Below are 13901 nucleotides of genomic sequence, written 5' to 3'. Positions count from 1 at the left end.
TGTTGACCCGGAGTAATTCTAAAATCTAAAATCTAAAATCGGTTGGGAGATAAAAGCTCGATCGCCCTATCTTCTTCTCCCCCCGCCGCCTTCGCAAATCGCTCAGCCAAAGCAGGTACAATAGTCAAAGGATTGCTGAGACCAGAAAAAACGTGCAATCCAGGGCGATCGGCGATCGGCCCCACTACAGGCAAATTATCAGCGCTGAATGCCACACTACACTCGTGCCAAGTTGCCGATAAACCTGCCAAATCAGGCAAAACTTTGCTGATTCCTGCACGAATTGCGGTTTCGCTGGTTTCGCGATCAACTTTAGCATTCAAATCGCTCAAAGTGCGAGACAATTGCCCGATCCGCAAACTCCCATCATTAAATTGAATTGCACCCGCATCTAAAATCGGCGACAGCAACTCTTTACCCGGTTCATCCCAAAGAAAATCCACCTCAATTCTACTCGATTCAGCTTCCAATTCAAAACGTTTTAATACCGCAGGCATCGCCAAAGTCCTGAGTTTCAAATCCACAGGTGGAGTTTCCAAAATCTCCGTGCGAGTAAAATAAACTCCCACAGAAACACCAGCGGCTTTCAGCAAAGTCCGACTCCAACCTCCAGCACAAACCACAGCATTTTCACAATGATAAATTCCCTGCGCCGTCTTGACTCCCGAAATCCGATTTCCCTCTTCTATAAACCCAATTACTTCAGCAAATTCTATCGTTCCTCCCCACCGTAGAAACCCTTGACAATAAGCTTTATTTGTGGCTGTCGGCGAAATGTGACCGTGGCGCACAGTCAGAGCTCCGGCGATCGCACTTTTATTCAGCAAAGGTTCCAACTCGCCAGCTTCTGCAACACTCACAAGCTGCGGAACAATCGCAAAATGCGCGTAGTTAGCCGCTACTTTTTCGGCATCAGTACCCGCATCAATTGTCAGCAACAAATCCAATTCCCGAAACTCAGTATCCGCATCTAATTCCGCCGATAAATGGCGGTGGCGTTCGATACCTTCCTGACACAATTGCCGAGTTAAATCAGTCGTTCCCGACCAATAAGCCAAGCCACCATAACTAAAACGAGTAGCATTTTGCATAGTAGCATCTCGTTCCAAAAGCAGCACAGCAAAACCTTTTTTTGCCAGTTCGTAACTCAGTGATGCACCCGTAATGCCGCCGCCGACAACAATCCAATCGTAACTTTTCATGGGCAACTCAAAGGGAAGGAAAATATCATGCTTAGATTTTAGCTTAGCTTTTTTCGGAACCAATCGAAAAGCCTCTACCTACAGGAAGAGGCTGCCTGCGATCGGCATAACTGAAACTTCCACCCGTCGGGAGATGTTTGCGTACAGATATTTTTCGTTCAATAGTAGGAATTAGAGTCAGCAAAAAATTAGAAATACCAGAGAGGTTTTTATGAGTATCGACAAACCAGGCAAAGATATGGAGCGCACTGTTAATCCGGGCGATCGCATTTCCGACAAACCGCAAACCATTGAAGAAAAAGCGCAGCAACTGGCGGTAGACCACGTGCCCGACATCACGGGAGATACAGTTACAGTTCCAACTTATGTGATCGTAGAAGAACCCGATGGGGAAAAGAAAGCTTTGCACCACGTCAAAGACGCCGACGAAATTTCCGACGTAATTCGGCAGGCCCGCGTTGACGAAAATGGCGAGCGGACTTGGGATTAAGTTCAATTCAATAAAAACGGCTTTGTTGTACAAAATTTATCTGTAGCAATCATGGAAACAAATCCCAGAAATAGTACGCCCTATCCCAATCTTCCGCCGATTCTCGAAAGTGATGACGCAGAGTATCGCGACGCCGGCATTACAAGTACGCTTTCAGTTGCAGGCCATCCCATCCACCCCATCATCGTCATCTTTCCGGTAGCCTTTTTAGTAGGAGCCGCGGGCACGGACATCGGTTATTGGCTGACAAGCGATCCGTTTTGGGCGAGAGCTTCGGTTTGGCTGATGGGTGTCGGTTTTGCTGCGGGGATTTTGGCCGCAATCACGGGCTTTTTAGATTTTTTCAAAGTTAAAAGAGTGCGCGATCGTAGTGCCGGTTGGTTGCACATGGGCGGCAATGTGGCGGTTATGGTACTTACCCTGATTAACTTGCTGTTGCGACAAGGAAATCCGGCTGAGCCGATCGTATATACAGGTTTAGCAATATCGATCGTGGTGGCAACCTTGCTGGGCATTACAGGCTGGTTCGGTGGCGAACTAAGTTTTCGTCACAAAGTCGGCGTCATCGGCCCTACCAGTCATAATTCCTAGGTTTCTGACCATTTTTAGTAGGGACTTCAGTCCCTCTTCACTGGATAATTTAGGGCTAAAGTCTTGACTAAAAACTTAAAGATTGTCCCAGCCAATTGAGATAAGCATCGCTGCCAGCGATAATAGGAATAGCAATAATTTCGGGAACTTCATAGGAATGGAGTTCCTGAACTTTTGTTTTTAAAGCCTCAAATTTAGCCATATCAGTTTTAATTACCAACTGCCACTCAGACTCGGAATGAATCTCGCCTTGCCAAGTATAAATTGAGCGAATTGGCGACAAACTCACACAAGCAGCCAGCTTGTGTTCAACTAGAGATTTAGCAATATTTTCCGCCTCCGCCTCCGATGCCGCAGTTACCAGCACTACCCCAAAATTAATTGTCATAGTCATCAGTGAACAGTCAACAGTCATAGTCAACAGTCATCAGTCAACAGTCATCAGTCAACAGTCATCAGTCAACAGTCATCAGTCAACAGTCATCAGTCAACAGTCAACACTCATCAGTCAACAGTCAAAAGTCAACAATTAATTTCCGTAACTTCCCAAGAATTGACTTTGCCAGCGCCAGCTAAGGAAAAATAGTGCCTAGTAGATTCCGGCAAAATAGCTCCCGCCAACAAAGCATTATCTAAATTAGCTCCTATTAACGTCGCCTCGCTCAAATCTGCTGACATCAAATCTGCTTGACACAACTTTGCCCAATTCAGATTTGCCCCTATCAAACAACTTCCCCTCAACTTAGCCCCGGTTAAGTTTGCACCCGCCAACTTCACCCCACGCAACTGAGCCGCGCTGAAATTCGCCCCCGCCAAATTCGAGCCTTCCAAATTAGCTCCCATTAGTTTAGCTTCGCTCACGTTAACGCCGCTTAAATCTACACCGCAGAGATTCACCCCTGTCAACTGCGCTCGCCGCAGACTGACTCCGGTTAATTGAGCTCCAAAAAGTTTTGCACTATTGAGCCTTGCACCGTAAAGGTTGGCCCACTTAAAATTAGCTCCCGTCAGATTCGCGCCCAGCAAGTTAACTAATTGCAAGTCGGCGCTGCACAAATTGGCATTCCACAACACAGCACCCCGCAGGTTTGCGCTAGTTAAAGTTGCGCCGCTTAACTTTACTCTGGGCAATTTTGCTTTTACCAAAAAAGCTCCACTCAAATTAGCTTTTGTCAAATCTGCACCCGAAAGTTGGGTTTCGCCCATTTTGGCAAAAGTCAGATTTGTTCTTTGCATCTGTGCACCTTTGAGTGTTGCTTTGGTGAGAAACGCCCTGCTGAGGTTCGCCCCGGAAAGATTAGCTCGCGAAAGGTTGACTCCGATTAAGATTGCTCCGCTGAGGTTTTTCCCGCTGAGGTCGGCTCCAGTAAAATCTCTTTGTCCTTTTTCGTAATTGTTGAGCAGTTCACTAACTTCCATAGGGCATCATACCTTCTATGATTGTGGGGTTTCGATCCAAAAATCTTTACTGTTAAGGTTGTTTCAGAAAGGAAACTGTTTCAGAAAGGAAACTGTTTTAGCGTTTGCCTCAAACGGTATAAATTTCATTAACATTACTTTCTGTTTAAAGGCAATCTCTTAATAAAGATTTTATATCTTCCACGCGGTAGCGATCGCCCTTTCGGTATTTTTGAATTAAAAGTTAATGTTTTGTGACATAGATAGTCCTTGCTTAACGATCGACCGTTATTCGCAACTTCAGGCGCAGCGTCCCCTTGAATCCTGCAGGAGGTTGCCAGGAACTCAAGGCTTTCTTGAGAGTCTCTACGGCGTCTGTTCCTTGCAGCGTCGAGGTTTGAGTATCTATCGCCACTCTGGCAATGCGGCCGTCTTGTACCGATAACTCCCACACCGTTTCACCGCTAACCCCCGCCGGGAGATTAACAGATTGCAGGTATTGAGTCAAAGTGGCGATCGCCCCGGCATCCAACCCTTCGGCGCTAACTACTTGGAGGCGAGAAGCCAAAGGCTTCGGGCGTTGCAACTCACCGTAACCTTGCTGCGGCGCCATAGCAGGAGCTGGACTCACCGGTACCGGGCCGCGAGTCGAGGTATAGCTGTGAGTGCCGCCTCTAGTTGGCTCTGCCCCCTCCGACTGGAAAATACCTTCATAGCTGACACCCTGCGGCAATTCCACAGGCACTTGCACGCGACGACGAACTCCATCTGGTTCCACTCGCACTTCTTCGCTCACAGCAACAAAAGCCGTGTATTCCGACAGCAAGCGATAAGTCAGAGCAGTATTAGTCACAGATTCCACCAGAGATTTAGTCTCCCCACCAAACATTTGATTCATTAAATCTTTAATGCGCGATCGCCCCCAAAGTTGAGCTACCGCCGGATTTCCAAAATCCGTAGCGGTTGCTGTGACTGAAGTAGACTCCCGCTGCCGCCCGCCGGATTGAGCAAAATTAACAGGTAAAATCTGCTCGTAAGCTTTGCCGCCCGCTTGAGTGCCGCGGATGCGAAGTTGGCCGGGGGATCGATCGGTCTTTTTGCCAAACAAAACTAGCGGCTGACTCGCAAACAAGTCTGGGGGTGCGATCGGATAAATCTGCGGTTTTTCCCCCATTCCTTCCCAACTAATTTGAATATTAGTCAATACCGGACTATTAATTTCACGAAAAAACTTTTCTGCCGCTTCTGCTGACGGTTCATCTTGACGAATTACCTGAGAAGTGCCTCTTCCCACCTCCGCCAAACGGTTGAGCAAAAACCGATTCACTGAACCGCCGACACCAAAACTATAAAGTCGATTTCCTGGTTTCAGACTCTGCTGAACCAGAGCCAGCACTTCATTTTCATTACCAATGTAACCGTCAGTAATTAATACAATACCCCGCAGCCTTCCCGTTGCCGCCGCCGGAAAATTCATCACTGTTTGAATGCCGTTAAGCAATTCACTGCCACCGTTAGCCTGTAACTTTTCGATATAATTAATTGCACTTTGTCGGTTGGCAGCAGTATTTGCTAAAGGAGTAGTTGAAAGCGCTTGGGCAGTATTGGCAAAATCAATAATAGTAAAAGTATCGTTGGGATTCAGACCTTGAATGAAGCGGCGCATCAACTCCTTAGATTTAGCCAGCGGTTCGCCCTGTTGAGAACCGGAAGTATCCATCAGAAACACGACATCTTTAGGTACAATTTCATTAGTTTTGTAGTTTAATGCCGGAATCAAATAAGTAGCAAAATGACCGCCCCGCTTGTCGGATTGAGTCAAAATAGTTGCCCGAGTATTTTCGCCCGCCACTCGATATCGCAAAATTAAATCTTTATTGGGAATTGTGTCAGAATTGGCTAATTGGACTTGGACAATGTTGCCGCTGCGGTCAGTTGTAATTTGATGGGAAGTAGAGCGGACATCGCCGATCGCAACTCCGGCATCTATTTCTACCGAAACAGCGATATTGTGACCCGATCGCGTTCCGGGAGGCAAAACAGGCGGGTTAATGCGATCGGCACCAGAACTATAGCCCCCCCTTGCTAAGGGGGGGTTGGGGGGGATCGTATTTCCCGAAATATAGCGCGGCCCTACCACCATTGGAAACACAAATTCATAATCGCCGCCGGCAAACTTGAGACTTTCCGTGTAGCGAATCGTAACTTCAATTTTTTCTCCCGGTTTGATATTAGCGAGAGACTGAGTAAAAATATTGTCGCGTTCTTGTTCCAACAAACCCGCAGTTCGACCTTGTTGTCTGGCTTTTTGGTAAATTTCCAAAGCTTCCTCGCGGAGTTTGATATCAGCTTTAATAGTGCGATCGCCTATTTTAATTTCCATATCGTCCACCGCCGCTTCGTCGGGCAAAGGAAATACATAAACAGCTTCTATAGATTCGGGAAAAGGATTTTCAAACTTCTGAACAACTTCGACGCGGGAGATATTGCCAGCAATTTTGGCTTTAACTTCAGTCTGCTTGAGAGGAAAGACTTGTTCTCTGGCCGTATTTTGATCCTTGACGAACAAACCGCCGACAGGACAGCGAGTTTCGGGCGATCGTCCGCTATTGCAATTAACATCGTTACTAGCGACGATTTTCGGCGACACAGACGAATAATTTTCCCCAGGAGCTTTTGCCCGCGCCGCATTTGGAGAAAGCCACGCGCCACACTCGATCGCCGCGAGCAATGCGATACCAGCAGAAAGCAACCGTTGAGGGGATATAACGCAGACAAACTTCATAGCTGTTTTTTTAGCAGACTTGAGGTGCTTTATCTACCATGACTTTACCGTTAGCGAAACGTTCCTGAGTTAGCTTTCTGGGAAAAATGACTCTCCGGCTGTAACAACCAGTCGGTTTGGTTGATCCTCTTCGAGGGCTTCGCCAACGGGCGATCGAGCCTAACCTGCAAGATTGTATAATTAAGTTAGACGACAGTTAAATAGCTCTAACCGAAACCCCTGAAATCCTAATAAATTGTAATTACCATGAATTTTATCAACCCCAAAACCGACTTTGCCTTTAAAAAAATATTCGGCTCGGAGGACAGTAAAGACATTTTGATTAGTTTCTTAAATGCTCTCCTCTACGAAGCACAGTCAGTTATCGAAGATTTAGAAATTATCGACCCCTATTTAGCTCCAAACATTAAAGGGATTAAAGATACTTACTTGGATGTTAAAGCCAAGATTACTGGTGACAAAACTGTGATTATTGAAATGCAGGTTTTGAATGTAGAATACTTTCAGCAGCGGGTTTTGTATAATGCAACTAAAACTTATTCAATGCAGCTAAGCACAGGAAGTGGCTATAGCAATTTAAACCCTGTGATTGCTCTGACAATTACAGATTTTAAAATGTTTGAGAACATGGACACAGTGATTTCGCACTTCATCTTCAAAGAAAAGACATTTTTAGTAGATTATCTAGCGGATGAATTTGAGCTGGTGTTTGTGGAGTTACCAAAATTCAACAAGGGACTAGATGAATTAGAAACTTTGACAGACAAGTGGATATACTTCATGAAAACAGCTCAAGCTTTACAGTCTGTTCCAGAAGAATTGGGAAATGTAGAGGAACTGAAACAGGCTTTTCAAATTGCCAGTACAGCAAATCTAAATGCTCAGGAACTAGATGATTTAGATAAGCGAGAAATCTGGATTCAAGACCAGCGTGGCTCCATTAGTCTAGCTACCAAAATAGCCCTTGCAGAAGGTATCGAACAAGGTATCGAGCAAGGTATCGAGCAAGGTATCAAACAAGGAAATTTGCGATTAATTACTCGCCTGTTGGAACGTAGTGTAGGCGCACTGTCGCCGGAGATCCAAGCCTGTATAAGTCAGTTATCCGTTGAGGAATTAGAGAGTTTAGGAGAGGCTGTATTAGACTTTGCCACGTTGTCAGATTTGACAACTTGGTTGCAAGCACATAACAATCGTCAATAATAGGTCAAATGGGTGTAAGGGCAATCCCCTGTGGTTGCCCTTATGGATTACCTATGTCACATTTGAGTCTGACCTGACATTGAAACATCTAAAGTCGAAAATCCTATGAGCAAATTTGTGTTTGTGACCGGCGGCGTGGTTTCCAGTATCGGCAAGGGAATTGTCGCTGCTTCCTTGGGCCGCCTATTGAAGTCGCGGGACTATTCGGTCTCGATTTTGAAGCTAGACCCCTATATTAACGTTGACCCTGGCACTCTCAGCCCCTTTCAGCACGGAGAAGTCTTCGTGACGGAAGACGGTGCGGAAACAGACCTGGATTTGGGGCATTACGAGCGTTTTACCGATACTTCCATGTCTCGCCTCAACAGCGTCACCACGGGTTCCATTTATCAAGCGGTGATCAACAAAGAACGCCGCGGCGAGTATCAGGGGAGTACGGTACAGGTGATTCCGCACATCACTAACGAGATTAAAGAGCGAATTCATCGAGTAGCAAAAAATACTAATCCCGATGTGGTGATTACGGAAATCGGGGGAACGGTGGGAGATATTGAATCTTTGCCATTTTTGGAGGCAATTCGGCAGTTTCGCAAGGATGTCGGGCGGCAAAATGTTGTGTATATGCACGTCACGCTGATACCTTGGATTCCTTCGGCTGGGGAGATGAAAACTAAACCGACTCAGCATTCGGTGAAGGAATTGCGGTCGATCGGCATTCAACCAGATATTTTAGTCTGTCGGTGCGATCGCCCGCTGTCTTTGGGCATGAAACAGAAATTGTCGGAATTCTGCAACGTGCCCGAAGAATGTGTCATCACATCTCAAGATGCTAAAAGTATCTACGAAGTGCCCCTGATGATGGAACAGGAAGGTTTGGCGCAACAAACGCTCAATTTGCTGCAACTCGAACATCGCCAGCCAGATTTGCATCAGTGGCAAACTTTAGTCAACAGGCTTTACAGTCCTAATCACAAAATTGATATTGCTTTGGTGGGCAAATACGTGCGGTTGAACGATGCTTATCTTTCGGTGGTCGAAGCTTTGCGGCACGCAGCAATTGCGATTGGCGGCGACCTAAATTTGCGCTGGATTAACTCAGAAGATTTAGAATCGGGAAACCTCGATAATTATCTCAAAGATATCAACGGCATTCTTGTACCGGGAGGTTTTGGGATTCGGGGAGTAGACGGCAAAATAGCGGCTATAGAATATGCCAAACACCATAAAATACCATTTTTGGGCTTGTGTTTGGGGATGCAGTGTGCTGTGATTGAATGGGCGCGCAACATCGCCCAACTAAAGGATGCCAACAGCGCTGAATTTGACCCGGATACATCAAATCCGGTAATTAATTTATTGCCAGAACAGCAAGATGTAGTCGATTTGGGCGGTACAATGCGACTAGGTTTGTATCCGTGCCGCGTCAACCCAGACACGCTAGCTTTCAAACTTTATCAGAAAGAAGTGATTTACGAGCGGCACCGCCATCGGTACGAATTTAACAACGCCTACCGCAATCTTTTCTTAGAATCAGGTTATGCAGTCTCCGGCACATCTCCAGACGGCCGATTGGTAGAAATGATCGAATTGCCCAACCATCCCTTTTTCATAGCCAGTCAATTTCACCCCGAATTCCAATCTCGACCTAGCACCCCCCACCCATTGTTTCAAGGGTTTATCCAGGCGGCCAGCATCCAGGGAAAGCAGGATGTTTTAGAAGATGAGGGTCGCGACTTGGTTGCCGGGAAAGTTGCAGCAAACTGATCTCATATCATGTGCGATCGATTAGTTCTGATATATTAGATGTCTGTAGGCGCGGGTGAGAGTACACAATAGTCAAATCAGGCAGACAATCGATCGTACTCTCACCCGCCCAACCCAACAATCGGATTTAATGCGGGTCGCACTTACCGGACATGATATCAGGCAGCATTCTCAACCAGTGAAAAACCTCACCCCCTAGCCCTAGCATATGGGTTGGGGGGGCTAGTACCCGAAGGGAGAAGGTAAAACGCATTCGACAGAAGGTAAAAATGCTGATATTTTTACTTAACTTTTTAGCTTGGATTTCAAGGGTGATACCAGTTTCCCAAAAAAATGCAACTTTAGGCAAGTTCCAAACCCCGATAGTCATCAGTCATGCCCAATCTAAAATCTAAAATCTAAAATCTAAAATGGTAGGAGTTGTCAAACTATCCTAAAATACCAGGAAACACAGGTTTGAGGAGGCTTTGTGGCTTATTGGAGCAAAATTACTTATGAGAAAAGTACATACATAATTGACCTTGACACTATTAGTGCTTTTTCGAGCGAACTGGATAACAAGCGTCTCACCTTTTGGCTGCCTAATAGCAGTCAGCCGATTATCCTCAATCCCCAAGGTCATTATGAGGCTTACAAGCAAGTTCTCGATTACCTCAAAAAAACCATTGATCGCAATTCTAGAGGTTCGTGGATTAAAATTAATTATGACCGCAAAGAATTTGCGATCGATATGAGTCGAATTAGCTCTTTTGCTTGCGAACAGAACGGTCGGCTAAGCTTTTGCCTGCCTGACAGTGCAACTAATATTATTATCCTCCGCCAAAGCGACCCGGAAACTTATCAAGAAATTCAGGAATACATTAAAAATACGACAGGGCAATCTCTGCCATGAAGCAGTCATTAGTCATTAGTCATTAGTTAGACGCCTGAACAATGAAGGGAGACTATGTTTAGTAACTCCTCACATTCATTTTATTTTTTTTGAGCTAAAGTGTTTAGGTTGCACCCTAATTTTAGATATGAAAAAAGCGCAGTAAAATGCGCTGCTTTTTAAAATTTTCACTATCGACCAAGCTGCCAAGCTAATTTTGCTGCCCCTACCATCCCTGCTTGATTGCCCAATTCAGCAACCAATAACTGCAAATCTTCGCGAGAACTCGGCAGAACCCGCCGCTCAATTTCTTCTCGAACCTGCGGTAAGAAAAATTCAGCAGCTGCACTAATTCCACCGCCGATAATAATAGCTTCCGGCGTTAAAATATAAATTATACTTGCCAAACCGATACCCAGATAGCGCCCGTAATTTTGCCAATACTTTAAAGCTTTGGCATCTCCAGACTTAGCTAAATTTGCTAATTCTACAGGTTCCAAACCCGTTTCCCGGCGAATTGCCTGCACCGAAACATACTGTTCTAAAGAACCGCGATTGCCGCTGTTGCACTCTGGGCCGTCGGGATTTATGGCAATTAATCCTAGTTCTCCGGCCGCGCCTAGATGGCCTGCAAATAGTTTGCCGTCTAGGATAACTGCACCGCCGACGCCTGTACCTAAAGTTAGTAAGATTAGGTTTTTAAAGTGCCTTCCTGCACCTAACCAAGCTTCTCCCAATCCGGCACAGTTGGCATCATTTGCTAAGATGGTCGGCAGTCCGGTTTTAGCTTCCAACCAGTCAGCCAGGGGGACATTTTGCCAGTTTTTGAGGTTAATTGCTACTCTGGCTATGCGGCCGGCTGCGTCTGCGGGGCCTGGTGTGCCGATGCCGATCGCACTTACAGCATTTTCGACCGGATTCAGTTGTAAAATAGCATCGGTCATTGTCGCTAAAACTGCTTCTGGCGTTGCGGGTTGAGGAGTTGGAACAGTTAAGGATTGGTGACAAATGCCGTCTTCGCTAAATCTGCCGAGTTTAATTGCGGTTCCGCCTAAGTCGATGCCGATTACTTGTTTCATTACGATTTGAGTTTGTGGATGCAAGAATTGGAGATTAATCCTCATAGTATCAACATCTTGTAGGGTACACTGCGTGCACCTTATAGATTGCAGGAATTATTTCGGTGTAACCCTTTCCGCACAGTGGTGCGAGAAGTCGTAATTCGTATGTTAGCCGATCGCCTGGATATTGCCGATCGCACCCAAACCAATCAAGTAGAGTGGGTAGTTAGCGATCATACTGAAGGCGATCGGGCTAAATCTCTAGCAACTTGCCAAATTCATAAACTTTCAGTTATATTCAAACGTATTCAACAAAGATACAGAATCCTGATGTTGTCAACACTCCTCGCCGTAGCATCAATAGTTTTGGCTGCTCTACTAAGATACACGCAACTCAAACTCTCAAAAGTTGAAAAAAGTTTACGTAAGTATGACACAATCTTTTCTAAAGAAAAATTTGAAAAGCAATTAGATTCAAATATAAATCTCAAACAAAGGGAACTCGACCAGATAGTCTTCGAGCAACAGAGACTAAATGCTCAGATCAAAACAATCCAGCACAAACTCAATGAAGTTCAAGAAGAAGAATTAGTTCAATCTTTTGGATTTTATCAATCTAAGTATAATTTTGGCAGTTCTGAAGAATATAAGGTCAGACTTGATAATATCAGAAGCCAACAAAGTAAAATGCTCAAAAATAAGACGGCTGCCATCTGTCATGCACCCTGGACAGTAGTTGGCAGCAAAACCCAAGGTAAAAAACTGAGCGATGACTTTCTCACACTTATACTAAAAGCCTTTAATGGTGAGTGCGATGCTGCAATTCTTCAGGTTAAATATAATAACGTCCAAAAATTAGAAAACAGGATCAACAAAGCTTGTCAAACCATTAACAAATTATCAGAAAGTAATCGCTGTACAATCATGTCTACGTATCTCGCTCTCAAACTAGAAGAACTATATCTGACCCATGAATTTCACGAGAAGAAACAAGCCGACGCAGAAGAACAGCGAAGAATTCGAGAGCAAATGCGCGCGGAAGAGAGAGAGCTTCGTGAAATAGAAAAAGCGAAGAAAGAGGCGGAACAAGAAGTAAAAAGCCGCGAAAAAGCTTTAGAACAAGCTCGTCGCGAAATGGAACAAGCTGCTGGCAAACAAAAAGAACAACTAGAGGCTAAAATCCAACAACTCAGTCAACAACTTGAAGAGTCTCTTGGTAATCAAAGGGCTATATCTCGCGCTCAGATGACAAAATCTGGTCATATATATGTCATTTCAAATATTGGTTCTTTTGGCGAAAATGTTTATAAGATAGGGATGACACGCAGATTTGAGCCGGAGGAGCGGATTAAAGAACTAAGTGGAGCGTCAGTGCCATTTCCTTTTGATATTCACGCAATGATTTCTTGTGAAAATGTGCCAGAAATTGAGAATCTGTTACATAAATATTTTCGCGATAAAAGCGTCAACAAAGTTAACGAACGCAAGGAATTCTTTAAGGTATCATTGGATGAAATCGCCTCTGCCGTTGAAAAGATTGCAGCAGAAACTAAAACTGTAAAAAAAGATGCAATTCAATTTATTAAGGTTGCCGAGGCAGAACAATATCGCAAAACGCTAGCTATAGAATGCGGAGAAACCCAGCCTCCTGACTCAAATTATACGCCCACTTGGGATGAAGAAGAGTCTGATGAAAACGAATAAAAAATGCAAAGGCTATGGAGTCCACCTAGCGGCAATCTGTCGAAGCGTTTAACCAATATCCGCAAGTTATTATTACTTTCACTCAGCCATGCTTTTGTACAGGATTTATAACCAACTTTCGCCAAACCCGTCATACTTTTTCCGATTCATCCCCGGCACCCTCTCCACCTCCCCGATTCACTTCCCCAGAACCACCCAAACCATCCCCAACAAACACCGCCTCAATCACCCTCCCCTTTGTATCCTCCTCCTCAACCTCCGGCAGCGGAAACCGTGTTAATATCTCCCGCCCAATTTGCCTCGCAATCTCTGACAATTCCCCGCTGCCAATTCTACCTAACAAAACCAGCCGCTGCGCCAATTCCTGAAGCGATGCCACCGCATTCGTAGCAGCAGTATCATCATGTTCGGCCTCTAACAATCTTTCTCCAAACCGTCGCAACCAAGCCGCCAATTCACCATCTTTAAGGCGTTTTGCGATTAAGAATCCCGCTACATCCCCTCGACTCCAACCGGCATTTATCCCTTCCAGGATTTCCATGAATTTCGACTCGTATTCCGCGTCAGTTAGGGTGGGGCGGATGACGGTATTTCCCGGCGGGGATGGTGGGGTTGGGGTTCCCAATATTCGCTGAATTAGTCGTTTGAAGAATTGCAGAATTTTGTCTAGCATTTGTAGGGTTTGGAGGGTGAGTATTTTGTATTTTATAGCAATTATCAAAAGTATGATTACATATAGATTGTCGGCGATATCTGTAGATACTGTATTGACCTGTCAAGGGGTTGTGGATAAAAAGTTTGGGTCAAAAGGCTTTTGGGATTTTAAGATCCC

12 protein-coding genes are annotated in these 13901 nt (G+C 45.2%); 6 read left to right on the top strand and 6 right to left on the bottom strand.

Annotation, left to right across the window (positions count from 1 at the left end):
• Window positions 1–32: 32 nt before the first annotated feature.
• Entirely contained in the window at window positions 33–1202 is a 1170-nt protein-coding gene (locus QUA40_RS10825; RefSeq protein WP_333125100.1) for an FAD-binding oxidoreductase, read from the bottom strand.
• Between the two features lie 211 nt (window positions 1203–1413).
• On the opposite strand from QUA40_RS10825, the gene QUA40_RS10820 reads away from it, so the two are divergent.
• Both QUA40_RS10820 and QUA40_RS10815 read left to right on the top strand, forming a co-directional pair.
• On the top strand, window positions 1414–1692 hold the full coding sequence (locus tag QUA40_RS10820; RefSeq protein ID WP_333125097.1) for a hypothetical protein: 279 nt from the start codon (window positions 1414–1416) through the stop codon (window positions 1690–1692).
• A 51-nt stretch (window positions 1693–1743) separates the two neighbouring features.
• A complete protein-coding gene (locus tag QUA40_RS10815; RefSeq protein ID WP_333125095.1) occupies window positions 1744–2283 on the top strand; it encodes a DUF2231 domain-containing protein in 540 nt (179 codons plus the stop codon).
• Between the two features lie 67 nt (window positions 2284–2350).
• On the opposite strand, the gene cutA is transcribed toward QUA40_RS10815, so the two are convergent.
• The 3 genes from cutA to QUA40_RS10800 form a co-directional block, all read right to left on the bottom strand.
• Window positions 2351–2671: a divalent-cation tolerance protein CutA gene (gene cutA / locus QUA40_RS10810; RefSeq protein WP_333125151.1), complete on the bottom strand. Its 321-nt coding sequence runs from the start codon at window positions 2669–2671 to the stop codon at window positions 2351–2353.
• 134 nt (window positions 2672–2805) lie between these two features.
• Window positions 2806–3702 carry a pentapeptide repeat-containing protein gene (locus tag QUA40_RS10805; protein WP_333125092.1) on the bottom strand — a complete coding sequence of 299 codons (897 nt, stop codon included), beginning with the start codon at window positions 3700–3702 and terminating at the stop codon, window positions 2806–2808.
• 253 nt (window positions 3703–3955) lie between these two features.
• Window positions 3956–6466 (bottom strand): VIT domain-containing protein, encoded by a 2511-nt coding sequence (locus QUA40_RS10800; protein ID WP_333125090.1) that lies wholly within the window; start codon window positions 6464–6466, stop codon window positions 3956–3958.
• A gap of 246 nt (window positions 6467–6712) precedes the next feature.
• Between QUA40_RS10800 and QUA40_RS10795 the strand changes: the two genes are divergently transcribed.
• From QUA40_RS10795 to QUA40_RS10785, 3 genes are all read left to right on the top strand, one after another.
• Window positions 6713–7669: an Rpn family recombination-promoting nuclease/putative transposase gene (locus QUA40_RS10795; protein ID WP_333125087.1), complete on the top strand. Its 957-nt coding sequence runs from the start codon at window positions 6713–6715 to the stop codon at window positions 7667–7669.
• A gap of 105 nt (window positions 7670–7774) precedes the next feature.
• Window positions 7775–9433: a CTP synthase gene (locus QUA40_RS10790; RefSeq protein ID WP_333125084.1), complete on the top strand. Its 1659-nt coding sequence runs from the start codon at window positions 7775–7777 to the stop codon at window positions 9431–9433.
• Window positions 9434–9902: 469 nt separating this feature from the next.
• Window positions 9903–10325 (top strand): hypothetical protein, encoded by a 423-nt coding sequence (locus QUA40_RS10785; protein WP_333125081.1) that lies wholly within the window; start codon window positions 9903–9905, stop codon window positions 10323–10325.
• 170 nt (window positions 10326–10495) lie between these two features.
• On the opposite strand, the gene QUA40_RS10780 is transcribed toward QUA40_RS10785, so the two are convergent.
• Window positions 10496–11383 (bottom strand): ROK family protein, encoded by an 888-nt coding sequence (locus QUA40_RS10780; RefSeq protein ID WP_333125079.1) that lies wholly within the window; start codon window positions 11381–11383, stop codon window positions 10496–10498.
• A gap of 147 nt (window positions 11384–11530) precedes the next feature.
• On the opposite strand from QUA40_RS10780, the gene QUA40_RS10775 reads away from it, so the two are divergent.
• Window positions 11531–13069 carry a DUF4041 domain-containing protein gene (locus QUA40_RS10775; RefSeq protein WP_333125077.1) on the top strand — a complete coding sequence of 513 codons (1539 nt, stop codon included), beginning with the start codon at window positions 11531–11533 and terminating at the stop codon, window positions 13067–13069.
• A 130-nt stretch (window positions 13070–13199) separates the two neighbouring features.
• On the opposite strand, the gene QUA40_RS10770 is transcribed toward QUA40_RS10775, so the two are convergent.
• Complete coding sequence (locus tag QUA40_RS10770; RefSeq protein WP_333125074.1) at window positions 13200–13742, bottom strand: hypothetical protein; 543 nt, start codon at window positions 13740–13742, stop codon at window positions 13200–13202.
• Between the last annotated feature and the right edge of the window lie 159 nt (window positions 13743–13901).

Source organism: Microcoleus sp. Pol11C3, assembly GCF_036701485.1.
Classification (GTDB): Bacteria; Cyanobacteriota; Cyanobacteriia; order Cyanobacteriales; family Microcoleaceae; genus Microcoleus.
Note: the sequence above shows the minus strand (reverse complement) of the source record. Positions and strands in the feature narration are given on the sequence as shown.